General features: G+C 55.2%; 25 protein-coding genes and 1 tRNA gene. 16 read left to right on the top strand and 10 right to left on the bottom strand.

Annotation, left to right across the window (positions count from 1 at the left end):
- Window positions 1-133: 133 nt before the first annotated feature.
- Together AC0L7R_RS08630 and bmt are read left to right on the top strand one after the other, a co-directional pair.
- Window positions 134-1,951: a phosphatidylglycerol lysyltransferase domain-containing protein gene (locus AC0L7R_RS08630; RefSeq protein ID WP_473660322.1), complete on the top strand. Its 1,818-nt coding sequence runs from the start codon at window positions 134-136 to the stop codon at window positions 1,949-1,951.
- Window positions 1,952-1,994: 43 nt separating this feature from the next.
- Window positions 1,995-3,011, top strand: a complete 1,017-nt coding sequence (gene bmt / locus AC0L7R_RS08625; protein WP_473660320.1) for a betaine--homocysteine S-methyltransferase — start codon at window positions 1,995-1,997, stop codon at window positions 3,009-3,011.
- 21 nt (window positions 3,012-3,032) lie between these two features.
- Here the strand turns inward: bmt and AC0L7R_RS08620 are convergent, their stop codons facing one another.
- Both AC0L7R_RS08620 and AC0L7R_RS08615 read right to left on the bottom strand, forming a co-directional pair.
- The gene (locus AC0L7R_RS08620) at window positions 3,033-3,413 is read right to left on the bottom strand and encodes a VOC family protein (RefSeq protein ID WP_473660318.1); all 381 of its coding nucleotides are present in this window, start codon (window positions 3,411-3,413) and stop codon (window positions 3,033-3,035) included.
- A 69-nt stretch (window positions 3,414-3,482) separates the two neighbouring features.
- On the bottom strand, window positions 3,483-4,565 hold the full coding sequence (locus AC0L7R_RS08615; RefSeq protein ID WP_473660316.1) for a PA0069 family radical SAM protein: 1,083 nt from the start codon (window positions 4,563-4,565) through the stop codon (window positions 3,483-3,485).
- A gap of 146 nt (window positions 4,566-4,711) precedes the next feature.
- Between AC0L7R_RS08615 and AC0L7R_RS08610 the strand changes: the two genes are divergently transcribed.
- From AC0L7R_RS08610 to AC0L7R_RS08600, 3 genes are read left to right on the top strand one after another with little or no spacing between them, the layout of a single operon-like run.
- The gene (locus AC0L7R_RS08610) at window positions 4,712-5,416 is read left to right on the top strand and encodes a corrinoid protein (RefSeq protein WP_247128840.1); all 705 of its coding nucleotides are present in this window, start codon (window positions 4,712-4,714) and stop codon (window positions 5,414-5,416) included.
- Between the two features lie 54 nt (window positions 5,417-5,470).
- Complete coding sequence (locus AC0L7R_RS08605) at window positions 5,471-5,629, top strand: hypothetical protein (RefSeq protein WP_247128841.1); 159 nt, start codon at window positions 5,471-5,473, stop codon at window positions 5,627-5,629.
- A complete protein-coding gene (locus AC0L7R_RS08600) occupies window positions 5,626-6,243 on the top strand; it encodes a DUF1638 domain-containing protein (RefSeq protein ID WP_473660314.1) in 618 nt (205 codons plus the stop codon). The genes AC0L7R_RS08605 and AC0L7R_RS08600 overlap by 4 nt, the downstream gene beginning before the upstream one ends.
- Here AC0L7R_RS08600 and AC0L7R_RS08595 read toward each other — a convergent pair.
- The 4 genes from AC0L7R_RS08595 to purM form a co-directional block, all read right to left on the bottom strand.
- On the bottom strand, window positions 6,235-6,642 hold the full coding sequence (locus AC0L7R_RS08595; RefSeq protein ID WP_473660312.1) for a SufE family protein: 408 nt from the start codon (window positions 6,640-6,642) through the stop codon (window positions 6,235-6,237). The two genes, AC0L7R_RS08600 and AC0L7R_RS08595, sit on opposite strands and share 9 nt — an antisense overlap.
- Before the next feature lie 61 nt (window positions 6,643-6,703).
- A complete protein-coding gene (gene rnd, locus AC0L7R_RS08590; RefSeq protein WP_473660310.1) occupies window positions 6,704-7,861 on the bottom strand; it encodes a ribonuclease D in 1,158 nt (385 codons plus the stop codon).
- A gap of 86 nt (window positions 7,862-7,947) precedes the next feature.
- Entirely contained in the window at window positions 7,948-8,547 is a 600-nt protein-coding gene (gene purN, locus AC0L7R_RS08585; protein WP_473660308.1) for a phosphoribosylglycinamide formyltransferase, read from the bottom strand.
- A complete protein-coding gene (gene purM / locus AC0L7R_RS08580; RefSeq protein WP_473660306.1) occupies window positions 8,544-9,587 on the bottom strand; it encodes a phosphoribosylformylglycinamidine cyclo-ligase in 1,044 nt (347 codons plus the stop codon). The genes purN and purM overlap by 4 nt, the downstream gene beginning before the upstream one ends.
- A 117-nt stretch (window positions 9,588-9,704) precedes the next feature.
- Here purM and AC0L7R_RS08575 point away from each other — a divergent pair, with 117 nt between their 5' ends.
- From AC0L7R_RS08575 to typA, 10 genes are all read left to right on the top strand, one after another.
- Window positions 9,705-10,004 carry a hypothetical protein gene (locus AC0L7R_RS08575; RefSeq protein ID WP_473660304.1) on the top strand — a complete coding sequence of 100 codons (300 nt, stop codon included), beginning with the start codon at window positions 9,705-9,707 and terminating at the stop codon, window positions 10,002-10,004.
- A tRNA-Ile gene (locus AC0L7R_RS08570) sits at window positions 9,995-10,071 on the top strand. The genes AC0L7R_RS08575 and AC0L7R_RS08570 overlap by 10 nt, the downstream gene beginning before the upstream one ends.
- 114 nt (window positions 10,072-10,185) lie before the next feature.
- Window positions 10,186-10,524, top strand: a complete 339-nt coding sequence (locus AC0L7R_RS08565) for a metalloregulator ArsR/SmtB family transcription factor (RefSeq protein WP_473660302.1) — start codon at window positions 10,186-10,188, stop codon at window positions 10,522-10,524.
- Window positions 10,517-11,002 carry an SRPBCC domain-containing protein gene (locus AC0L7R_RS08560; protein ID WP_473660300.1) on the top strand — a complete coding sequence of 162 codons (486 nt, stop codon included), beginning with the start codon at window positions 10,517-10,519 and terminating at the stop codon, window positions 11,000-11,002. Before AC0L7R_RS08565 ends, AC0L7R_RS08560 begins: the two co-directional genes overlap by 8 nt.
- Window positions 10,999-11,415, top strand: coding sequence for a hypothetical protein (locus AC0L7R_RS08555; RefSeq protein WP_473660298.1), 417 nt, complete (start codon window positions 10,999-11,001; stop codon window positions 11,413-11,415). The genes AC0L7R_RS08560 and AC0L7R_RS08555 overlap by 4 nt, the downstream gene beginning before the upstream one ends.
- Window positions 11,416-11,605: 190 nt before the next feature.
- Window positions 11,606-12,319 carry a hypothetical protein gene (locus AC0L7R_RS08550; protein WP_473660296.1) on the top strand — a complete coding sequence of 238 codons (714 nt, stop codon included), beginning with the start codon at window positions 11,606-11,608 and terminating at the stop codon, window positions 12,317-12,319.
- A gap of 94 nt (window positions 12,320-12,413) precedes the next feature.
- A complete protein-coding gene (locus AC0L7R_RS08545; RefSeq protein WP_247128853.1) occupies window positions 12,414-13,622 on the top strand; it encodes an NADP-dependent isocitrate dehydrogenase in 1,209 nt (402 codons plus the stop codon).
- Window positions 13,623-13,832: 210 nt separating this feature from the next.
- Window positions 13,833-14,252, top strand: a complete 420-nt coding sequence (locus AC0L7R_RS08540) for a response regulator (protein WP_473660294.1) — start codon at window positions 13,833-13,835, stop codon at window positions 14,250-14,252.
- A 30-nt stretch (window positions 14,253-14,282) separates the two neighbouring features.
- Entirely contained in the window at window positions 14,283-14,618 is a 336-nt protein-coding gene (locus AC0L7R_RS08535) for an SMR family transporter (protein ID WP_473660292.1), read from the top strand.
- Between the two features lie 129 nt (window positions 14,619-14,747).
- Window positions 14,748-16,568, top strand: coding sequence for a translational GTPase TypA (gene typA / locus AC0L7R_RS08530; RefSeq protein ID WP_348107345.1), 1,821 nt, complete (start codon window positions 14,748-14,750; stop codon window positions 16,566-16,568).
- Window positions 16,569-16,637: 69 nt separating this feature from the next.
- Here the strand turns inward: typA and AC0L7R_RS08525 are convergent, their stop codons facing one another.
- The 3 genes from AC0L7R_RS08525 to recA form a co-directional block, all read right to left on the bottom strand.
- Window positions 16,638-16,928, bottom strand: a complete 291-nt coding sequence (locus AC0L7R_RS08525) for a DUF1330 domain-containing protein (RefSeq protein WP_473660290.1) — start codon at window positions 16,926-16,928, stop codon at window positions 16,638-16,640.
- Window positions 16,928-19,582, bottom strand: coding sequence for an alanine--tRNA ligase (alaS, locus tag AC0L7R_RS08520; RefSeq protein WP_473660288.1), 2,655 nt, complete (start codon window positions 19,580-19,582; stop codon window positions 16,928-16,930). Before alaS ends, AC0L7R_RS08525 begins: the two co-directional genes overlap by 1 nt.
- Before the next feature lie 120 nt (window positions 19,583-19,702).
- The gene (gene recA / locus AC0L7R_RS08515; protein WP_281502111.1) at window positions 19,703-20,779 is read right to left on the bottom strand and encodes a recombinase RecA; all 1,077 of its coding nucleotides are present in this window, start codon (window positions 20,777-20,779) and stop codon (window positions 19,703-19,705) included.
- 196 nt (window positions 20,780-20,975) lie between these two features.
- On the opposite strand from recA, the gene AC0L7R_RS08510 reads away from it, so the two are divergent.
- Window positions 20,976-21,578 (top strand): sulfotransferase family protein, encoded by a 603-nt coding sequence (locus AC0L7R_RS08510; RefSeq protein ID WP_473660286.1) that lies wholly within the window; start codon window positions 20,976-20,978, stop codon window positions 21,576-21,578.
- On the opposite strand, the gene glpK is transcribed toward AC0L7R_RS08510, so the two are convergent.
- A complete protein-coding gene (glpK, locus tag AC0L7R_RS08505; RefSeq protein WP_473660284.1) occupies window positions 21,579-23,066 on the bottom strand; it encodes a glycerol kinase GlpK in 1,488 nt (495 codons plus the stop codon).
- Window positions 23,067-23,077: the final 11 nt, after the last annotated feature.

Below are 23,077 nucleotides of genomic sequence, written 5' to 3'. Positions count from 1 at the left end.
AGTCTTCTCAACTTCTGATTAAATATGATGAACAAACAATGGCGTTGCCCCGCATGGGCAGCGCCATTTTTCATGCCCCATTAACGACCCACATTTACCTCTGAACAGCGACAACAGCGGTTCGGGGCGACATATGCAAACACCATTCATTTCATCCAAGCGGGCGGCGAAAAGCGTCTTAGCGCTGGCTGTGATGGCCATATGTGGCGCGATCCTATGGCAACAGATCGCCGCTATCCCAACGGAAGACTTGCTGGCAACCTTTCATGCTATCGCTCCGTGGCAATGGGGTTTGGCATCTGTTGCGACACTGTGCAGTTTTATGGCCGTGGGCCGCTACGATGCCGTTTGGCACAAACGTTTCGGCACCGACGTTCCCGACGCCAAAGCCCGCCGCACCGGCATGGCAGCCATCGCAATCGGCCAGACAATTGGCGCTGGAACAGTAACCAGCACGTTCGTCCGCTGGCATCTATTGCCCGGGCTGGGGTTCAAGACAACAACCGCGATCACCGTGGGCGTGAGCCTGTCTTTCCTAACCTGCTGGGCTGTCTTGGGATTAGGTGCTGCAGTCTGGATCGGCATTCTTCCGTTAATGCCTGTGCTGTGGGGGATCACGATCTGCGCTGCTTTGGCCCCGTTCATTGCCACCCGTTTCACCGCAAGGATTGCGATGTATCGCAAAGACGCGGGTCGACTGTTGAAGCTGTCCGCACTAGATATGGGGTTTGCAGGCCTGGCGCTGTGGGCCCTAGTTCCAGACGCATCACTGAGCCTGCTCGCCCCCGTAGTGGCCGCCTATATTGTCGCGCTCGGCGCAGGTCTGATTTCCAATGCACCCGGCGGGCTTGGCGCTTTCGACCTCTGCTTGCTGGCGTTTATCCCAACGATCACGGAAGCAGACGCGCTGGCCGCAATCCTCGCCTTTCGCGTTGTTTACTATCTGATCCCTGCCATCGCAGCTGGCGTATACCTTGCCGTTGTGCACTGGAACCGAAGTCGCACCACCGGAACGACAGACGCACCAATTAGCGACCTCTGCCGGCAAGGGGCACAGCTGAAACAGATCGGTGCCAAAGACTGGGTCGTCCGCAAACACCTTTTGGGTACCGTTGCCATCGAACCATCAGGACGCGACGCCGACCTGACAGGTTGGCTGACCAAGCTCGGTGGCTTTCGCGCCGTCTACAAAGCAGACAGCCAGCTCGCAGCACAGGCTCGACAACGCGGTTGGGCTGTCAGGCGGATCGCCGACGACGCGGTGATCGATCCCCAAACATGGACTGCTGAAGGATCAAAAATGCGCCAGTTGCGCCGCAAAATCGCCCAAGCCACAAAGGCAGGCGTGCAGATCATCCCAAACCAAGGCCCCTTGCCTTTGCGTGATATGGCGCAGGTCGCGCAAACGTGGGCGCAGCATCATGGCGGCGAATTAGGATATTCAATGGGCCGCTACTGCCCTGACTACATTGGGCAGCAACGCGTCTATCTGATTTGGGACGGTGCAAAGCTATGCGGGTTCATAACGGTTCAAACGCGCCAGAAAACATGGTCAATCGACGTCATCCGACACTTACCAGACATGCCAAACGGCGCTATTCATGCGGCCTATGCTGCGGTCATTGATGACGCCAAGACAAGCGAGGCAAAGATGCTGTCGCTTGGCGCGGTCCCCACGGCCGATACGGTCTGCAAACATCAACTGAAATTTCGGTCCGCGAAGGCAGGTCTGGTTCAGTTCAAACAAAGCTTTGCACCCACGTGGCGTCCGTTGTATCATTCGGCACCGACACGGCTGCAATGGATGATCTCCATAGCACATGTCGTCTGGCACGTTCAGCGCCCCCTGCCACGTACATTTGGGCGTCTTTCGCGAACTGTTAAATCCCTCATAATGATCAGTGAAATTTTTCATTTGAACCAAGCCGATCCCCGTGACATCCGTCCCTGATACCGTCGTGCAGGCGCGCGACTGACCAAAAAGGCATCTCCCCATGACGAATACCGCATTTGCGACACTCTTGTCCGAACGTGACTGGCTTTTGGCCGACGGCGCAACGGGGACAAACCTGTTCAACATGGGTCTCGAAGCGGGTGACCCACCAGAATTCTGGAACGTCGATCATCCAGACCGGATCAAGGCATTGTATGAAGGGGCGGCGCATGCCGGTTCTGACATCTTCCTGACCAATACGTTCGGGGGCAACGCGTCGCGTCTGAAGCTGCACAATGCGCAAGACCGCGTGTTTGAGCTAAATAAAGTCGGTGCAGAATTGGGCCGCGACGTTGCAGATGCGATGGATCGTAAAGTGATCGTTGCGGGGTCCGTCGGTCCGACAGGCGACATCATGAAAGACATGGGCGGCACTTTGACCCACGAATTGGCGGTCGAAATGTTCCATGCACAGGCCGAAGGCCTGAAAGCGGGCGGCGCGGACGTGCTGTGGGTCGAAACAATCAGTGCGGCCGAAGAATACAAAGCGGCGTCAGAGGCATTCGCAATGGCCGATATGCCGTGGTGTGGCACGATGAGTTTTGACACCGCTGGTCGCACAATGATGGGCATCACATCTTCCGCGATGACCAAAATGGTGGGCAAGCTGGAAAACGCACCGCTGGCCTTTGGTGCAAACTGCGGCGTTGGCGCGTCCGACCTTCTGCGGACAATCCTTGGGTTGTCGATCAACGCGCCCTTCCCGCTGATTGCCAAAGGCAACGCTGGCATTCCGAAATTCCACGACGGTCATATCCATTATGACGGCACACCAGAACTGATGGCCGATTACGCGACGCTGGCGCGTGATTGTGGCGCAAAGATCATTGGTGGCTGCTGCGGGACGACGCCAGAGCACCTGCGCAGCATGCGCGAAGCACTGGAAACACGGCCAAAAGGCGAAACGCCATCACTCGAAGCGATCTCTGCCGCACTTGGCGGGTTCTCTTCCGAATCCGATGGTACAGACGGCGCAGGCCCAGTGCGCGCTGCACGTCGTGGACGGCGTCGGGCTTAATCCCCGCCGCCCACACCAAATTTACGGATTGTGGCACACAGCTTCAATGTTGTGCCCGTCCGGATCACGCACAAACGCACCATAATACGCTTCATGGTAATGCGGTCTCAGTCCGGGGGCCCCGTTATCTGATCCACCCGCTGCCAAGGCCGCCGCGTAAAACGCATCCACGCGCGCCCGATCCGAAGCACGCAGCGCGATATGCAGCATACCACTGGTCGCGTTTTCCTCCGCGATCCAGAACCATGGGGCGGTGTCGCCATATCCTGTCACCTGCACCCCATCGGTGTGTGCAGGCGGGACGGTAAACAATCGCGTCACACCCAAAGGCGCAAAAGCGCGATCATAAAAAGCCACGGACCGCGCAAAGTCGGTCACGCCAAAACTAATATGATCAATCATGCGCTGTTCCCTTGATCACTGGCCCAATGCTTCCGGAGCCTCACGAAGTGATAGCAGAAAAAACCGACGTCAGAACAAATTCATCTGATCCCCGACCTTGGGTGGCACGGCAAACAAATCGCTGCGCAGCTTTGGGAGGTCGCGATCAAGCCCCAGCTTGCGCGTGATCAATCGGAACCGTTGCTTCATCAAAGCGGCCCATTCACCCTGCCCGTTCATTCGGGTTCCAAATGCGGGATCGTAATCTTTCCCGCCATGCAGTTCACGCACGCGGGACATGATGCGATTGGCACGATCCGGGTAGGTTTCCGTCACCCAGTCGCTAAACAATCCCGCGACTTCGCGTGGCAAACGCAGGACAATCGACGACGCAGCAACCGCGCCCGCATCTGCACAGGCCGTGACGATCGCTTCCAGTTCATGATCCGTCAGCGCAGGTACAACGGGCGACACCATCGCCCGCACAGGAACCCCCGCATCCGTCAGCCGCCGGATTGTGCGCAGTCGCACTGCAGGCAACGGTACGCGCGGCTCCATTGCCCGCGATGTCGCATTATCGAGCGTTGTCACCGAAATTCCAACCCGCAACAGGCCCTTCGCTGCCATCGGTGCCAGAATATCAATGTCGCGTTCAATCAGGGTGCCCTTGGTCACAATCGCCACGGGATGATTGAATGCCGACAGCACCTTCAACACCTCGCGCATGATCTGCCGATCACGCTCTATCGGTTGATAAGGATCTGTGTTCGTACCAATCGCGATTGTATCCGGCACATAAGACGCCTTCGACAATTCGCGCGCCAAAACCTGCGGCGCATCAGGACGCGCCATAAGCTGCGTTTCAAAATCCAAACCAGCGGACATCCCAAGGTAAGCATGGCTCGGGCGGGCGAAACAATAAATGCACCCGTGTTCGCACCCACGGTACGGATTGATCGACCGATCAAATGACAGATCAGGCGACGTATTGCGGGTGATCACACGACGCGGAACCTCATCCGTGACGACAGTCCGCAGTACAGGCAATTCATCGTCACGCGCCCAGCCGTCATCGACCGCTTCATCCGTCAAACGATCAAACCGATTGTCAGGATTCGATAGCGCTGCCCTGCCAGGCGTACGGTGTTTGGGTTGAATGGGATGCTCTGCCATATCCCTCACTAGAACAAATATAGAACATGCGCAAGAAAAGGTCGGGATTGTTCATAATGATGTCGCGAAAAGTTCAATAGAAATTCACGACTTATCGCATTACTAAATGCATAGGGCAAAATGCCACACGCCACGGAGACCTTATCATGTCCGATGAAGACGATATCATCCTGTCTGAACTGAACGACGAAGACCTTGTCGCGCAGATGTTCGACGACCTTTACGACGGTATGAAAGAAGAAATCGAAGAAGGCGTAAATATCCTTCTCGAACGTGGCTGGGCGCCTTACCGCATCCTGACCGAAGCCCTTGTGGGCGGTATGACCATCGTTGGTCACGATTTCCGCGACGGTATCCTGTTTGTGCCAGAAGTTCTTCTGGCTGCGAACGCGATGAAGGGCGGGATGTTCATCCTGAAACCACTTCTGGCCGAAACAGGTGCGCCGCAAGTTGGCAAAATGGTCATCGGGACCGTCAAAGGTGACATTCACGACATCGGTAAGAACCTTGTTGGTATGATGATGGAAGGTGCTGGTTTCGAGGTCATTGATCTTGGCATCAACAACGCCGTTGAATCCTACATGGAAGCACTGGAAGCGGAATCGCCAGATATCCTCGGGATGTCCGCCCTGCTGACAACCACGATGCCTTACATGAAGGTCGTTATCGACACGCTCGTCGAAAAGGGCATCCGCGATGATTACATCGTCCTTGTTGGTGGTGCGCCGCTGAACGAAGAATTCGGCAAAGCAATCGGTGCGGACGCCTACTGTCGTGATGCGGCTGTTGCGGTTGAAACGGCAAAAACCTTCGTGGCGCGCAAACATAATCAAGGTACTGCAAGGACTTGATTGCAACCATGGCGATTCCTAGCCATAGTTGACGTGTCCTGGGGGGGACACGATATGCCAACAACTGTCTTCGCAATCATTCTGTTTACCGTGCTCGTCGCAGGTGCCATCACGGCCTTTGCGATTAGCATCGCACCATCATCTACGCTGATCCCGATCGTCCTCATCGGCGCGATCGGTTTGCGTATGATCCTACGACAGCGGGTCCCTTGATACCAAACACGTCCTCTAACAACGGTGAGCGGGTTCTTCTGCTCGCCTGTGGCGCGCTTGCCCGCGAAATTCTGGCGGTCACGGAAGCAAACGGGCTGGATCACCTTGATCTGCAATGCCTACCCGCCATCTACCACAACCACCCCGAAAAAATAGAACCCGCCGTGCGCGAAGCCGTGCGCAAATATCGGGACAGCTATACCAAAATCTTTGTGGTTTACGCGGACTGCGGGACCGGCGGCTTACTGCAAGCCACATGCGCAGAACTTGGCGTCGACATGCTCGACGGACCCCATTGCTATTCCTTCTTTGAAGGCAACGCAGCTTTTGCCGCGAAAGAGGAAATTACAGCGTTCTACCTGACCGATTTTCTGGTTCGGCAATTCGACGCTTTCGTCTGGGAACCGCTCGGCTTTGCGAAATACCCCGACCGAGCGGATACCCTGCGTGACATGTACTTCGGGCACTACACTAAACTGGTCTACCAAGCACAGATCGACGATCCGGACCTCACAGCCAAAGCAAAAGACTACGCAGCCCGTTTGGGTCTTGCCTTCGAACGTCGGTTCACGGGGTACGGTGATCTGTCAGTTGCGTTGAACGAATTAAGCTGACACTGCAACCGTTTGAATACGTTCAATCATTGCACGTACACCGTTCGATCTTTGCGCCGACAAGTGATCGTTCAAACCAAGGCGGCCAAGCTCTGCATGCGCATCGACAGCGGCGACATCCGCGACGGGTACACCGGTATAAAGCGCCTGAAGAACCGCGATCAGCCCCTTAACAATCATCGCATCACTATCGCCGTCAAAATAGAACCGACCATCTTCGATACGCGGCTGAATCCAGACCTGTGACGCGCAGCCATCGACCTTCGTTGCGGGCACTTTCAACGCATCATCCATCGCGGGCATCGCGCGGCCCATGTCGATTACATGACGATAGCGGTCTTCCCAATCGTCAAGAAAGTCGAATGTCTCTGCAATCTCTTCAAAGGCTTCGGTCGCCATGGTGTGCTCCTCTTGATAACTCTGATCTAGGGGCCGAACGGGCAAACGTCCAGCCTTGGGATCACAGCATCACAGGCACAACTTTTTGACCGTCCACTTTCAGGCCGATCTTGCCTTCACATAGCAACAACGCGTCATTCCCGAACACTTCTTTGCGCCAGCCGCGCAACGCGATCATGTCGCGCTGCCCTGCCGCCAAAGCATCAAGGTCCGATGACGTTGCAATCAGTTTGGGTGCGACACCTTCGCCTTCGGATTTCGACTTGAGCAACACGCGCAGCATATCCGCAATCGCAGGGTTCACCTGCAGCTTCGTGCGGCTAGTGTCCGCCTTCGGCAATTCATCATTCGACAGCGCAAGGCCCGCTTTTACAGCGTCCAGAATACCTTGGGCAATATCGCCCTTACGGGCATCGCGCAGCAATAGGCGGGACCGGCCAAGATCCTGTTCTGATTGCGGTTTCGTCGATGCGAGTTCAACCAATGCATCGTCTTTGTAAACACGGCTGCGCGGGATGTTGCGCTCCTGCGCATAAGCTTCACGGAACCGCGCGAGTTCGCGCACGATGCCAAGAAAGCGCCCCGAATTATTCCGCGTTTTCACACGCTTCCACGCATCATCCGGATGCGCCTCGTAGGTCGCCGGGTCCTGCAACACACCCAGCTCTTCTTGAACCCATTTCGCACGGCCTGATTTGGCCAATTGTGCGGACAGGAATTCGTAAATATCCCGCAAATGCGTCACATCAGCGACCGCGTATTTTGCCTGTGCATCCGTCAAAGGACGACGCGACCAGTCGGTGAAACGTGACGATTTATCCAGATCAGACTTGGCGATCTTACGGACAAGCGTCTCGTAACCCACTTGTTCACCGAACCCACAAACCATCGCGGCCACTTGAGTGTCAAACAACGGCTCCGGAATAACACCTTCGTCGACGTAGAAAATTTCGAGATCCTGACGCGCAGCGTGGAATACTTTCACAACGCCATGATCGCGGAACAGATCGTAAAGCGGCGCGAGCGACAGATCACCCGCCAACGGGTCAACCAAAACCGCGTCACTGCCAGCATCATCCTGATAGGCAAGCTGGACCAAACACAGTTTTGAATAATACGTGCGTTCACGCAAAAACTCAGTATCGACAGTCACATAGGCGCGTTTTGCAGCCTCTTTACAGAATGCCGCAAGATCGTCAGTCGTCGTGATTGTCTTCATGTGGGCTGTTCTCTTTTTTGTCCGTCTTTTTATGCCGCCCAAGTCTGGGTGGTTTATGATAGGCGATCACGGAAGGGTTGAAAAGGTCAAGCCTCACCAAGTTGGATTGGCGTAAGGTCACCCTGCGCAAACCGCTCCAAAACAGCAGGATAAAGCTGATGTTCCATCGGCAAAACCCGCGCCGCCAGATCGTCAGGCGTATCATTCGCTGATACGGGCACACGCGCCTGTCCAAGCACTAGGCCCCCGTCGAGTTCACCGTTCACTTCATGCACCGAACAACCATGCACCGTATCACCTGCCTCTAACGCGCGGGCATGTGTGTGCAGCCCTTTGTATTTCGGCAGGAGCGACGGATGAATGTTCAGCATCTTACCCGCCCACTGCGCCGTGAATTCAGGCGTCAGGATGCGCATAAAACCGGCAAGACAGATGATATCTGGATCAGCCGCCTCAAGCGCTATTTGCAGTTCTTTTTCAAAACCGTGCCGATCACCCTTAAAGTCGCGATGATCCACAACAGCCGTCGGAATTCCCATGTCAGCAGCCTTAGCCAGACCGCCTGCATCAGGCACATTCGACAGAACCAAACAAGGGCGCGCTGGATAGTCACCCGTCATCGCGCGGGCCAGCGACACCATGTTAGAGCCGCCCCCCGAAATCAGGATCGCGACCCGTTTTGTCACAGCAGCGATCCAGTGTAGCGCACGCCCTCGCCCGCCGTTACGGTGCCGATCTGCGATACGGTTTCACCGGCTGCGGTCAATGTGGCCATCGCAGTTTCAACCTGATCAGCTGGGCAAATCACGACCATGCCAAGACCGGAATTGAACGTCTTCAGCAACTCGGCCTCAGCCATGCCGCCCTCTGCCGCCAACCATTTGAATACAGCAGGCAGTTCCCATGCACCCAGATCAATGTCAGCGCCCAAACCTTCTGGCAGCACACGCGGTAGGTTCTCGGTCAAACCACCACCTGTGATATGGGCCAACCCGCGCACGGAGCCCTCTTTCACAGCAGCCAACGTCGATTTCACGTATAGACGTGTAGGGGCCAACAAAGCCTCGCCCAGCGTACCATCTGCCCAAGGGCAAGCATCTGACCACGCCAGCCCGCTTTTCTCAACGATACGGCGCACCAGTGAATAACCGTTGGAATGAACACCATCCGACGCGAGGCCAAGCAGTACATCACCCTCAGCCACACCGCGCGGCAGATCATGACCGCGTTCCATCGCACCGACTGCAAAGCCCGCAAGGTCAAAATCACCGTCATGGTACATCCCAGGCATTTCCGCCGTTTCACCACCGATCAGCGCACAGCCAGAGGCTTCACAACCAGCAGCAATTCCGTTGATGATCCGTGTAGCCGCATCCAGTTCCAGCTTACCCGTCGCGAAATAATCAAGGAAGAACAATGGCTCAGCGCCTTGGCAGACCAGATCGTTGACACACATGGCCACCAGATCGATCCCGATCGTGTCCACATTGCCCGTATCAATCGCGATCCGCAGTTTGGTACCAACACCGTCAGTCGCAGCGACCAAAACCGGATCAACGTAACCCGCATCCTTGAGATCGAACAAAGCACCAAAGCCGCCCAAACCCGCCATCACACCGCTACGCTTCGTGCGTTTCGCTGCAGGTTTGATGCGCTCCACCAAAGTATTGCCCGCGTCGATATCGACGCCCGCGTCCGCATAAGTCAGGCCAGTTTTGTCGGTCATATCATGTCCCCCAAGGATTTGACGCTGCGATAGCCCAACAACGCGTGCGGCGCAAATGTTTGAAAGGTTTTTTTCGCGGTTAAGGAACTATTCATCTCTTTAGGTGTTCATGCACACATGACACATCTCAAGCCCCTCGCCCGCTTCGTCTATGCATCCGCATTTTTCATCCCGTTTTTCTGGGCGGCCACGTCGCACGCGGCGCCAGGCCAAACAGAAGAACCTGTGATCGAAATCAGAACAGCAGCTGACATTGTGGCGCTCGCCGATCTCGACGGCGACCCCAACATCATCACCGATAAAGAGATGGAAATGATCGCTGTTCTTCACCAAGTTTTCGGCATCCCGCTTCAGAGTGATTTTTCGACCTTGACGCATCGGGCGAGTCTGATACCTCAAGCTGCAGGGGGCCTGTAGCTCAACTGGTTAGAGCAGAGCGCTCATAACGCTTTGGTTGCGGGTTCAAGTCCTGCCGGGCCTACCACCTTTCCCCAACTTATTGTGACGAATGTACCTGACGCGCCTTAGGCGTACAGCAATACTTCACGTCTATTAATAAACCACTTGCTTAATTAACCATACAGTTTATCAAGGTGGAATGACATCGCCTGATCAACTTGATGCGGCATTTGCCGCCCTTGCAAATCCGACCCGACGCGCAATTTTGGCGCAACTCGCTCGCGGCCCCGCGACCGTGAACACCTTAGCAGAACCCTACGACATGAGCCTGCCTGCCATTTCCAAACATATCCGTGTCCTCGAAACCGCAGGGCTGGTCACACGCGGACGCGACGCGCAATTTCGCCCCTGCACGCTGAACACCGGACCGCTTCAGGCGGTGGCGTCTTGGACAGATCAGTACCGTCCTATTTGGGAAGCACGGTTCGACGCGATGGACGACATTCTTCAATCAATAAAGGAAAACCCCGATGAGTGATCAACAAGACTGGGTGAAAATCCAACGCGAATTTGACGCACCGATTGAGACCGTTTGGCAAATGTGGACCGACCCCGCGATGTTTCAGAAATGGTACGGACCCAACGGTATGACGATTCCTGTGGCCGAAATGGACGTAGTTGTAGGCGGGACCCGCAAGATTTGCATGGAAATGCAAATGCCCGATCGCACGATGACCATGTGGTTTACGGGCGTCTATAAAGAGGTGAACAGCCCGACCCGTCTCGTCTACACAGAAAGCATGTGCGACGAGAACGGAACGATCATTCCCGCCGAAGCGATGGGCATGCCCCCCGGCCATCCTGACATCACCGAAGTGATCGTCGAACTCAGCGATGATAACGGAAAAACGACGATGACAATGGTCCACGTTGGCGTGCCAGCAGGCACTGCAGGCGAAGGTGGCTGGGTTCAGGCAATCGACAAGCTTGGCGCGATCCTGGCTCAAGCATCATGACTGCCGGATCAGAACGCCCGACGGGCTGGAAACCCATCCCGTTGGCACTGAAAATTCTTTCCGTTTTCATGGCCTTATGGGCCATTGGGTCCGTCATGAACCTGCCCAACTTGATGGCGAATGGCCTGCCTTTCTTTGGAACATTTGTCTTCGGCACAGTCGCGCTGTGTGTTGTTCTGTTTTTCGATTTCATTGGCCCCGCGATCTTCTTTTTCGCACTTTGGACGCGCAAGCACTGGGGGCCGAAATGGGCGACGTTCTATATCGGTCTATTCGTTCTGAACGGGATCTTCGCATTGGTCACGGTCAAGGCAGAGCTCGGCCTCGCGCAGATACTTATCCCGAACGTGATCAGCCTGATTTTCCTCTCGGTGATCTACTGGAAACTGGACTATTTCAAAGCCGTGAACTGACCAACCTACCCCACAAGCAAAATCATAGCCGCAACACTGTGTCGCGGCTTTGGTTTTCTGGCCTTCAATAGCTGCCCAATTATCGCCACAAAACACGTGATTTCAGTGCGTTATCAGACCCAAATTCCATCGTTAAGCCACAGTTAACTGTTCTAACACGACGCATAAGGTGACCTGAAAGGTCTGTGACGTGAGTGAACGAGCAACGGTTTTGCGTCTGGTGAACGCGCTGTTGGCCATAACGGCCAGCCTGTTGCTGTGCGCGCTTCCCACATCTCGCGCTATTGCCGGACCCATCGAACTTGCTGATATCTTGGAAATCGACGCCCTAGGATATCGCTGCATTCCATCAGTGTATTTCGAAGATGACGAAAATGGCGGCGCCGCGATTGCGTTCTCGCTTTCAGGCAAGACCCGCCTGCCCCGTACTTGTCTGCCCGATCCATGCGCACGCGCACTGACCAAGCGGGAATTATCGAACATCACCGGGACAGAGCCGATTCTGGCCAGCTTTCACGATGAATGGGACGACTATTATTCACGCTACGCTGACCACTGCCGCCGCGAAGTTGTGGTGTCGCGCCCACGAACAGCAGACGGGTTCTGGAAACCGATCATCGACCGCGCCCGCATTATCCAATACACTGGAACGCCAACATCGTCACGTTTGCGCCCGTTTATCCCGGGCGGACTTGGTGAGCCGACCAGCGCCAGCTTAGCGCCGCAAACAGTAGCGTACCTGATTCCACCCGCAGCAGGACAATCCGTGCCAAACGCGGACCGACCGATCCCCAGCCCCGTACCGGTGCCCGCATCAGGCGCGCTTCTCGGGCTTGCGCTTGCGGCAAGCGCATACCTTCAGCGACGGCGTCGCCAAGGTCTTAAAAAATCAGCAGAAATATAAACGGTCCATTCAGCATACCACGGTATACACTCTTTCCCTCGCGTTCCAATTGCGCTAAGGCATGATCAAACACATCACCTTACCGGAGAGACCTATGTCCAAGATCAAGGTAGAAAACCCCGTTGTTGAACTCGACGGCGATGAGATGACTCGCATCATGTGGGACTTTATCAAGCAGAAGTTGATTTTGCCCTACCTCGATATTGATCTGAAATATTACGATCTGGGCATGGAAGTCCGGGACGAAACGAACGATCAGATCACTATCGACGCGGCTGAAGCGATCAAGAAATATGGCGTTGGCGTGAAATGTGCGACCATTACGCCAGACGAACAGCGGGTCGAAGAATTTGGCCTGAAGCAAATGTGGCGCAGCCCGAACGGCACGATCCGCAACATCCTTGGCGGCGTTGTCTTCCGTGCGCCTATCATCTGTAAAAACGTGCCGCGCCTTGTCCCCGGTTGGACTGACCCGATCGTCATTGGTCGCCACGCTTTTGGTGACCAGTACAAGGCTACGGACTTCCTGATGCCCGGCCCTGGCAAACTGACGATGAAATTCGTGGGCGAAGATGGCACCGTCATCGAAAAAGAAGTCTTCGACGCCCCTTCCGCGGGTGTTGCGATGGGCATGTATAACCTCGACGATTCGATCCGCGATTTTGCCCGTGCGTCCTTCAACTATGGTCTGAACGTTGGCTGGCCGGTTTACCTGTCCACAAAGAATACGATCCTGAAAGCATATGATGGTCGCTTTAAGGACTTGTTCCAAGAAATCTACGACGCCGAATTCGCCCAGAAATTCGAAGACGCAGGCCTGTATTACCAGCACCGGCTGATCGACGACATGGTGGCATCCGCTATGAAATGGTCCGGTAAATTCGTCTGGGCCTGTAAAAACTACGACGGCGACGTGCAGTCCGATACCGTGGCCCAAGGCTTCGGGTCACTTGGCCTGATGACATCCGCGCTGCTGACACCCGATGGCAAGATCATGGAAGCCGAAGCAGCCCACGGCACAGTCACACGCCACTACCGCCAGCACCAAGAAGGCAAAGCGACGTCCACCAACTCTATCGCGTCGATCTTTGCATGGACTGGTGGCCTGAAACACCGCGCCAAGCTGGATGAAAACACGCAGCTGATGAATTTCGCAGAGACGCTAGAGAAAGTCATCGTCGATACGGTCGAATCCGGTCACATGACCAAAGATCTCGCTTTGCTGGTCGGACCTGATCAGTCGTGGCTGACAACCGAAGGGTTCCTCGAGAAGATCGATCAGAACCTGAACGCTGCGATGTAAGCGTTCGAAAAATTGTCGCAAAAAGGGCCACGATACGGAATGTATCGTGGCCCTTTTTGTGCGCCCTACCGTGCGGTGCGTACATAATCTAGAAACCTTCGTAAATTTTTCACACCAGATGGAACAAATCCAGTCTCAGTTTCGTTGGGGTGTGACGCGATAGATCAAACAAGGGTCACACGCACCAATTTTGAAGCAGCTAGCCAAATTATGACATTCACTTTAGACATTCGGCCCTCAGAGACCCTGATCGGGAAACGCATCCTGATTATTGAAGATGAGATTTTCGTGGCGCTTGATCTTAAGATGGAACTTGAAGCGGCTGGTGCCACGTTACTTGGCCCTGCCGCGTCTCTGAGTGCTGCCCTTGACGCGGCAGACGATCCTTCGCTTGACGCGGCGATCGTGGATGTGGACCTCAAAGGTAAGCACAGCTATGCAGTCGCCGACATTCTGAAAAAACACAACACGCCGTTCATTTGGCATACGGGTGTGATTGATCGCGACATATTCGGGTCAACTTTTCCCGACGTTCCCGTCATCGAAAAACCGACCCGTGAAGGCGCAATTATCGAAGCCTTAACGCAGCTTCTGGCACCATCGGAAAAATCGAATCTGGACCGATTGTAACTCCGCGAAACTGTCGCTAGCGTTCTGGCTATGCCAAACCATTACATCATCCTTTTCTTTGCTGTTGCCGCTGAAACAATCGGCACAACAGCGCTGCAATCCAGCCAACAGTTCACACGGCTTCTGCCATCCGTGATCTGTGTGATCAGCTATGCGGCTGCGTTCTACTTGTTGTCACTTGCGCTAAAGGTGATGCCAGTCGGCATTCTCTACGCGGTTTGGTCCGGCCTTGGAATCGTGTTGATTGCGGCCATTGGATATGCGGTTTTTGGCCAAAAACTGGATCTACCAGCCGTTCTTGGCATCGTCATGATCCTGTCCGGCATTCTGGTCATTCACCTGTTCTCGAACAGCAGCACGCACTAAATAACGTAGCGGACCCGTGGGCGCATAACACGCCTGCATTTTAAAGGGGTTCCCTTTAGACGCGATGCCCTGTATCCGCGCGTCAAATCCGTGCTGTTTGGCACTGAACTCCCGATGAAAGACCATGATATGGATATCCGCAATATCGCGATTATCGCGCACGTTGACCACGGCAAGACGACACTTGTTGACGAACTTCTGAAACAATCCGGTGTTTACCGCGACAACGAAGCCACCGTTGAACGGGCGATGGACAGCAATGACATCGAACGCGAACGCGGGATCACGATTCTTGCGAAATGTACGTCCGTTGAATGGAAAGGCACACGGATCAACATCGTTGATACACCGGGCCACGCTGACTTCGGCGGCGAAGTAGAACGCATCCTGTCTATGGTTGACGGCGTTGTCCTGCTGGTTGATGCGGCTGAAGGCCCAATGCCACAGACGAAATTCGTAACCGCGAAAGCACTGGCCCTTGGCCTGCGCCCAATCGTTGTTGTGAACAAAGTCGACAAAGCAGACGGCGACCCAGACAATGCAGTCGATCTTTGCTTCGACCTGTTCGCCAACCTTGACGCAGACGACGACCAGCTCGACTTCCCAACGATGTTCGCATCTGGCCGTGCTGGCTGGTGTGACCAAGAACTCGACGGACCACGCGAAAACCTTGACGCGCTGTTCGACCAGATCGTTGAACACGTCCCGATGCCAAAGCAAATCACACGCAAAGACGAGCCATTCCAAATGCTCGCCACAACTCTGTCCGCTGACCCATTCATCGGTCGTATTCTGACAGGTCGCGTCGAAGCAGGTACATTGAAAGCAGGCGACACGGTTAAAGCGCTGTCCCGTGACGGCACAAAAATCGAACAATTCCGCGCGTCTAAGATCCTCGCGTTCCGTGGCCTGATGCAGCAGCCTATTGACGTGGCCGAAGCGGGCGACATCGTCACAGTGGCTGGCATGACCAAAGCGACGGTTGCCGACACCCTGTGTGATCCGGAAATCAACGAAGCGATCCCTGCCCAGCCGATCGATCCGCCAACCATCACAGTGACCTTCGGGATCAACGACAGCCCACTGGCTGGTCGTGACGGCAAGCACGTGCAATCCCGCGTCATCCGCAACCGTCTTGAGAAAGAATGCGAAGTAAACGTTGCGATTAAAATCGCTGACACCGAAAAAGGCGACGCTTTCGAAGTCTCCGGTCGTGGCGAATTGCAAATGGGCGTGTTGATCGAAAACATGCGCCGCGAAGGGTTCGAGCTGTCCATCTCGCGTCCACAGGTGATTTTCAAAGACATCGACGGCGTGCGCAACGAGCCTATCGAAGAAGCAACAATCGACGTTGATGACGAATACACTGGCGTTGTCGTCGAAAAACTGACTGGCCCGCGCAAAGGCGAATTGGTCGAGATGAAACCAGCCGGCGTTGGCAAAACGCGTATCGTGGCCCACGTGCCATCGCGCGGCCTGATCGGCTACCACGGCGAATTCCTGACAGACACACGCGGCTCGGGCATCCTGAACCGCCTGTTCCACGGCTGGGCACCTTACAAAGGCAAAATCCAGGGTCGTCGTCAGGGTGTTCTGATCTCAATGGAGAACGGTACATCCGTGGCCTTCGCACTGTGGAAACTCGAAGATCGTGGCAAATTCTTCATCGGCGCACAAGAAGCGGTTTACCAAGGCATGATCATTGGCGAACACAGCCGTGAAAACGACCTGGAAGTGAACCCGCTCAAAGGCAAACAGCTGACCAACGTGCGGGCCTCCGGTACAGATGAAGCGGTGCGTTTGACAACACCAGTGACCATGACGCTGGAACAAGCGATTGCGTACATCGACGACGACGAATTGGTCGAAGTCACACCAAACGCGATCCGGTTGCGCAAACGGTACCTCGATCCACACGAACGCAAACGCCAGTCGCGTTCAGCAGAATAAAACAAAAAAGCCGCGCTCACTGCGCGGCTTTTTCTTTGGCGGTCCCGATTTTTTTCGAGACGTTTTAGTCTACCCAATCTCTTCAACGATACTCAACTCACGCTGGCTTGCCCCCTTGGCGAAGCTCAACGCGTGTTGGTAGGCCTCTGAATAGTAGCAATCATGCGCCGCCTGCAGGCTTGGGAAACGCGCGACCACGTTGCGGGACCGTTCTGGGCCTTCCAACTGTTCGAACTTCCCGCCACGGGCCAGAAATTCGCCCTTAAAGTCGTCAATCGCCACGGTCGCCCGTTTTGCATATTCGGCATAGGACGCTTCGTCCGTTACGGTCACATGCGCAATCCAAAGTGCAGTCGGCATCACAGGCCCTCCAAGTAAATTTTCGCGGCAGCAATTGCATCATCTGCGTTCTCCGCAGATGCACCGCCACCCTGCGCCATATCAGGACGACCACCGCCGCCTTTACCGCCCAACAGCGGCACGGCCGCGCGCAGCACGTCTACCGCCGATACCTTGTCGGTCAGGTCTTTGGTCACACCAGCCGCGACGGCCGCTTTGCCGCCCGTGTCGGCGATCAACAGCACAACGCCGCTTCCAATGCGATCTTTCATTTGATCAACCAGCCCCGGCAGGTCTTTACCCGTGATGCCCTGCATCACCTGACCGATAAAGCCCATGCCGTTCACCTGCGCATCAGAAGGTGCAGCATCACCGCCACCGCCCATTGCCACATCGCGACGCAACTGCGCCACTTCGTTGGCCAGCGCTTTGCGTTCATCCATCAACGCCTTCACGCGATCCGCGACATCGGCCGCAGGTGCTTTCAGCACATTCGCCACAGCCGCAAGCCGCTGGTCCTGCGCGCGCAGATAATCCAACGCCGCCTGCCCCGTCAGCGCTTCGATCCGGCGCACACCCGCACTCGACGCGCTATCGCCCAACGTCACAAACGCGCCGATTTCACCAAGCCGGTCCACATGCGTACCACCACACAGCTCAAGACTGTAAGTCGCACCATCGGTGCCCTTACCAGACCCATCTTGCTGCCCCATGGACACAACACGCACTTCATCACCGTATTTTTCGCCAAACAGCGCCTGCGCCCCAAGACCGCGTGCATCGTCAGGCGTCATGATCCGCGTCTCAACAACGCCGTTCTGACGGATGATCGCGTTCACTTCGCGTTCGACTTTATCGAGGTCTTCAAGACTGACCGCATTGTTGTGGCTGAAATCAAACCGCAGACGATCCGGCGCATTCAACGATCCCTTCTGCGCGATGTGATCGCCTAGAACGTTGCGCAAAGCTTCGTTCAGTAGATGCGTCGCAGAGTGGTTCGCTTGGATCGCGGCACGGCGATCTGCATCCACGGCCAAAACAGCGGCCTGTCCAGATTTGACTTCGCCCTCTGTCACGGTGCCGATGTGAATAAACACGCCCGCCACCTTTTTAGTGTCCGTGATTGTCGCCACGCCGGTTTCCGTTTTGATGATGCCCGCATCACCGACCTGACCGCCGGATTCCGCGTAGAATGGCGATTGGTTCAACGCGATTTGCACGTCGCCTGACGCTGCATCAGCTGATGCGCCATCCACGATCAGTGCTACGATCTGACCTTCTGCAGACAGGTTTTCGTAGCCCAAGAAATCAGTCGTGCCGTGGCTGTCCGCCACATCAAACCATACGCTTGCATCAGCTTGCGCACCCGTGCCGGACCACGCCGCACGCGCCTTGGCCTTCTGTTCAGCCATCGCCGCATCAAAGCCATCGGTATCCACACCCAGACCCTTTTCGCGCAACGCGTCTTGAGTCAGATCGAGCGGGAAGCCGTAGGTGTCATACAGTTTGAACGCCGCCGCACCGGGCAAATCGGCGCCTTCGGACAGGCTGGACACTTCATCGTCGAGCAGTTTCAGACCACGATCCAACGTCGTCTTGAACCGGATTTCTTCATTCAACAATGTTTCTTCGATCAACCGCTGACCTTGGCCCAATTCAGGGTATGCAGCGCCCATCTGTTTGACCAGCTCAGGCACCAGTTTGTGCATGACAGGATCTTTCGCACCCAACAGATGCGCATGACGCATCGCACGGCGCATGATCCGGCGCAGCACGTAACCACGGCCTTCGTTTGACGGTAGAACACCCTCGGCAATCAGGAACGACGTGGACCGCAAATGGTCCGCAATCACGCGGTGGTGCGTGTTGCCATCACCATCCGGATCAACGGACGTGGCCTGCGCGGACGCCTCGATCAGCGCACGCATCAAATCGGTGTCGTAGTTGTCATGCTTGCCTTGCAGCAACGCGCCGATCCGTTCCAGGCCCATGCCCGTATCAATCGACTGCATGTCCAGCGGAGTCATTGTGCCATCAGCATGCTGTTCGTTCTGCATGAACACGACGTTCCAAATCTCGATGAACCGGTCGCCGTCTTCTTCCGCTGATCCCGGAGGACCACCCCAGATGTGATCGCCGTGATCATAGAAAATCTCGGTACACGGGCCACAAGGACCAGTCGGGCCCATCCGCCAAAAGTTATCATCGGTCGGAATGCGGATAATCCGGTCATCGGACAGACCGCCGACCTTTTTCCAGATGTCCGCTGCTTCGTCATCCGTGTGGTAAACAGTGACGAGCAGTTTGTCCTTGTTGATCCCGAAATCTTTGGTCAACAATTCCCAAGCATATGGAATCGCTTCGTTTTTAAAATAATCTCCAAAGCTGAAGTTGCCCAGCATTTCAAAAAACGTATGGTGCCGCGCCGTGTAACCCACGTTATCCAGATCGTTGTGTTTCCCGCCTGCGCGCACACATTTCTGGCTGGTCGTCGCACGCTGATACGGACCCTGTTCAACACCGGTAAACCGGTTCTTGAACTGAACCATGCCAGAGTTGGTGAACATCAAAGTCGGATCATTGCGCGGAACAAGCGGGCTAGAGGCCACAACTTCATGCCCATTACGCGCATAAAAATCCAAGAAGGTAGAGCGGATATCGGACAGGCTGGTCATGGGCGTCTTTCGCAGGAAAATAAGGTTATCTCGTGAAATACCCGCAGGCCTGCAAACTGTCCACAGCCAACGCAAAAGGGCGCCCCATCTGGGACGCCCTTTGCTAAGTTTTCGGAAGATTTACATCTCGACGAGGTCGTCATCACCCGATGGCATGTCATCTCCGTCAAAATCCAAACCATGTGCGGCGCGAATCTTGTCTTCGATCTCAATCGCGATGTGGCTGTTTTCGCGCAGGAAGGTTTTTGAATTCTCACGCCCCTGCCCGATCCGTTCGTCCCCATAAGAGAACCACGCACCAGATTTTTCAACAACACCAGCTTTCACGCCCAAATCAAGCAATTCGCCCATCTTGGAAATGCCTTCACCGTACATGATATCAAACTCGACCTGTTTGAATGGCGGGGCGACCTTGTTCTTCACAACCTTCACGCGGGTTGCGTTACCCACGACTTCGTCACGGTCTTTGATCGCACCAATGCGGCGGATATCCAGACGGACAGACGCGTAAAATTTCAACGCGTTACCACCGGTTGTCGTCTCAGGTGAACCAAACATAACGCCGATTTTCATCCGGATCTGGTTGATGAAAATCACCATACAGCCAGAACGGTTGATCGACCCTGTGAGCTTCCGCATCGCTTGCGACATCAAACGTGCATGCACACCCACAGAACTGTCACCCATGTCGCCTTCAAGTTCGGATTTCGGCGTCAATGCCGCCACCGAATCGACAACCACAAGGCTGACCGCACCGGACCGCACCAGCGTATCCACAATCTCTAGCGCCTGCTCACCTGTGTCAGGTTGCGAAATTAGCAGCTCATCCAGGTTCACGCCAAGCTTTTTCGCGTAACCTGGGTCAAGCGCATGTTCCGCGTCAACAAAGGCACAAACGCCGCCCTTTTTCTGCTCTTCCGCAAGGGTGTGCAGCGTCAGGGTCGTCTTACCCGATGATTCCGGACCATAAATCTCAACAATCCGGCCTTTCGGCAGACCGCCAATGCCAAGCGCGATATCCAGACCCAACGATCCCGTGGACGTCGCTTCAATATCCGGCATCTGGTTGCCGCCACCAAGGGTCATGATTGACCCTTTACCAAACTGACGTTCGATCTGCGCCAAAGCGCTATCCAACGCCTTTTGTTTGTCCGCTGTTTTCTTATCAGTCATTTTCAGAAGTTCTGCCGTTGCCATGTCAATTACGCCCTTATTCCATAGGCCCTGTCGGGCTACAATCGCTGCTTTGTTCTTTTTATGTTCTCTTTACCATATGAGACCAAAACCAGAACATTTCAACTAAAATCTTTGAACACTATGAAATGCTATTGGTGGTTAATTAAGTATTTATGCCTTACGATAAACGGCATCGAACATCACAAACGGACCCCAAATGCTTGTTTTCTGGGCTGAAAAACTTGTCTTCCTTGCCGTACCCAAAACCGGCACCACAGCGATCGAAGGGGCATTGGCCCCGCGCGCGTCCATGGTCCTGCGTGATCCGCCGCAGCTGAAACACTCGCCAGTTTACCGCTACAAACGATTCCTTCAGCCGCTTTTTGCCCAAGGCGGCGGCCAAGATGACATGGAAACCTTCGCCATGGTCCGCAATCCGATTGACTGGCTTGGCAGTTGGTATCGCTACCGCGCGCGCGACGAAATCATCGGAACAGAAAATTCGACCCGCGACATTAGCTTCGACGATTTCGTGGTGGAATACTGCAAAGGACAGCCCGCATCCTTCGCGAACGTCGGATCACAGGCCAAGTTCCTGACGTTAGGCGATAAATCCGTCGGCGTGAACCACCTCTACAAATACGAAGCGATGCCCAGAGCCATCGATTTCCTGAAACAACGGCTCAAAAAAGACGAGATAAAACTCAACCGCAAGAACGTCTCACCACCAATGGCGCTGACAATTTCACAGGATGTCGAGGCGCGACTGCGTGACCGCCGCGCCTTTGAATTTTCTGTTTGGGATCAGGGACAGTCCTGATTAACGCGACAACGTCCGTTCAATCGCGTCCTGCCAGCCGGCATAGCGACGGCTGCGGCTGTCTTCGTCCATTTGCGGATCGAACCGCTGGTCCAACGCCCAATTTGCAGCAAAACCTGCCTGATCAGGGTAGACCCCTGCTCGCATCCCCGCCAGCCAAGCCACGCCAAGCGCGGTTGTTTCCAAAACCTTTGGCCGATCCACGGGCGCACCGATGATGTCGGACAGGAACTGCATCGACCAGTCAGACGCGCTCATCCCGCCATCAACGCGCAACACACCCGCATCTGCGGCATCCGGCCAATCGCTTTTCATCGCATCCAGCAGATCGCGGGTCTGATAGCCAACACTTTCCAAAGCCGCTTTCGCGAATTCCGCAGGACCTGACCCACGCGTCAGACCGTAAATCGCCCCGCGCGCATCAGCGTCCCAATGCGGCGCACCAAGACCGGTAAAGGCAGGAACAAGATACAGTTCCTGCGTTTCATCCGCATCTTCGGCCAGCCTTTGAGTCTCGCTTGCATGTTCAATGATGCCCAACCCATCGCGCAGCCATTGCACAACAGCGCCTGCGATAAAGATCGACCCTTCCAGCGCGTAGGTCGTTTTGCCGTCCAACTGATAGGCAATTGTACCGAGCATCCGCTTCTGACTGCGGACCAACGTGTCGCCGGTGTTCAGCAACGCAAAACAACCCGTGCCGTATGTCGATTTCAACATCCCCGGTTCAAAACAGGCCTGCCCGATGGTCGCGGCCTGCTGATCACCCGCGACACCCAAAATCGGCACCTCAGCACCCAAGATAGACGCATCCGTCACACCAAAATCAGCAGCGCAATCAAGCACTTCTGGCAGCATCTGCATCGGAACGCCAAGCCGCGCACAAATGCTTTCGTCCCATGCGCCATCACGGATGTTATACAGCATCGTACGGGCCGCATTGGTCGCATCGGTCACATGCCGCGCGCCTTTGGTGAACATCCAGATCAAGTAACTATCGACGGTCCCGAACAGCAGTTCGCCCGCCTCGGCACGCGCACGCGCACCATCAACATTGTCGAGAATCCATTTCAGCTTCGTGCTCGAAAAATAAGGGTCGAGCAGCAGACCGGTCTTTTCGGTCACTTCATCCTCGAATCCGTCCGCTTTCAATTCACGGCAAAGCTCTGCCGTACGGCGATCCTGCCAAACGATGGCGTTATGAATAGCCTCGCCTGTTGCTTTGTCCCAAACAACAACGGTTTCGCGCTGGTTCGTGATGCCAATCGCAGCCACATCAGCAGCAGCTATGCCAGCCTTTGATATTGCACCTTTGGCGGTGGACACAGTCGTCGCCCACAGATCCGCGACCTCATGTTCAACCCAGCCCGATTGCGGAAAATGCTGCGTGAATTCAAGCTGATCAGAGGCCACAACCCCCATGTTTTTATCAAAAACAATGCCACGGCTCGATGTCGTGCCCTGATCAATGGCCAGAATATAGGTCATGTTGTCCCCCC

Source organism: Yoonia sp. D2-7 (assembly GCF_055809435.1).
Note: the sequence above shows the minus strand (reverse complement) of the source record. Positions and strands in the feature narration are given on the sequence as shown.

Excerpts from the sequence above, each read along its gene's own strand:
- AC0L7R_RS08630 (WP_473660322.1), top strand. The coding sequence starts at position 134 with ATGCAAACACCATTCATTTCATCCAAGCGGGCGGCGAAAAGCGTCTTA.
- bmt (WP_473660320.1), top strand. The coding sequence starts at position 1,995 with ATGACGAATACCGCATTTGCGACACTCTTGTCCGAACGTGACTGGCTT.
- AC0L7R_RS08620 (WP_473660318.1), bottom strand. The coding sequence starts at position 3,413 with ATGATTGATCATATTAGTTTTGGCGTGACCGACTTTGCGCGGTCCGTG.
- AC0L7R_RS08615 (WP_473660316.1), bottom strand. The coding sequence starts at position 4,565 with ATGGCAGAGCATCCCATTCAACCCAAACACCGTACGCCTGGCAGGGCA.
- AC0L7R_RS08610 (WP_247128840.1), top strand. The coding sequence starts at position 4,712 with ATGTCCGATGAAGACGATATCATCCTGTCTGAACTGAACGACGAAGAC.
- AC0L7R_RS08605 (WP_247128841.1), top strand. The coding sequence starts at position 5,471 with ATGCCAACAACTGTCTTCGCAATCATTCTGTTTACCGTGCTCGTCGCA.
- AC0L7R_RS08595 (WP_473660312.1), bottom strand. The coding sequence starts at position 6,642 with ATGGCGACCGAAGCCTTTGAAGAGATTGCAGAGACATTCGACTTTCTT.
- rnd (WP_473660310.1), bottom strand. The coding sequence starts at position 7,861 with ATGAAGACAATCACGACGACTGACGATCTTGCGGCATTCTGTAAAGAG.
- purM (WP_473660306.1), bottom strand. The coding sequence starts at position 9,587 with ATGACCGACAAAACTGGCCTGACTTATGCGGACGCGGGCGTCGATATC.
- AC0L7R_RS08575 (WP_473660304.1), top strand. The coding sequence starts at position 9,705 with ATGACACATCTCAAGCCCCTCGCCCGCTTCGTCTATGCATCCGCATTT.
- AC0L7R_RS08565 (WP_473660302.1), top strand. The coding sequence starts at position 10,186 with ATGACATCGCCTGATCAACTTGATGCGGCATTTGCCGCCCTTGCAAAT.
- AC0L7R_RS08560 (WP_473660300.1), top strand. The coding sequence starts at position 10,517 with ATGAGTGATCAACAAGACTGGGTGAAAATCCAACGCGAATTTGACGCA.
- AC0L7R_RS08555 (WP_473660298.1), top strand. The coding sequence starts at position 10,999 with ATGACTGCCGGATCAGAACGCCCGACGGGCTGGAAACCCATCCCGTTG.
- AC0L7R_RS08545 (WP_247128853.1), top strand. The coding sequence starts at position 12,414 with ATGTCCAAGATCAAGGTAGAAAACCCCGTTGTTGAACTCGACGGCGAT.
- AC0L7R_RS08540 (WP_473660294.1), top strand. The coding sequence starts at position 13,833 with ATGACATTCACTTTAGACATTCGGCCCTCAGAGACCCTGATCGGGAAA.
- AC0L7R_RS08535 (WP_473660292.1), top strand. The coding sequence starts at position 14,283 with ATGCCAAACCATTACATCATCCTTTTCTTTGCTGTTGCCGCTGAAACA.
- typA (WP_348107345.1), top strand. The coding sequence starts at position 14,748 with ATGGATATCCGCAATATCGCGATTATCGCGCACGTTGACCACGGCAAG.
- AC0L7R_RS08525 (WP_473660290.1), bottom strand. The coding sequence starts at position 16,928 with ATGCCGACTGCACTTTGGATTGCGCATGTGACCGTAACGGACGAAGCG.
- alaS (WP_473660288.1), bottom strand. The coding sequence starts at position 19,582 with ATGACCAGCCTGTCCGATATCCGCTCTACCTTCTTGGATTTTTATGCG.
- recA (WP_281502111.1), bottom strand. The coding sequence starts at position 20,779 with ATGGCAACGGCAGAACTTCTGAAAATGACTGATAAGAAAACAGCGGAC.
- AC0L7R_RS08510 (WP_473660286.1), top strand. The coding sequence starts at position 20,976 with ATGCTTGTTTTCTGGGCTGAAAAACTTGTCTTCCTTGCCGTACCCAAA.
- glpK (WP_473660284.1), bottom strand. The coding sequence starts at position 23,066 with ATGACCTATATTCTGGCCATTGATCAGGGCACGACATCGAGCCGTGGC.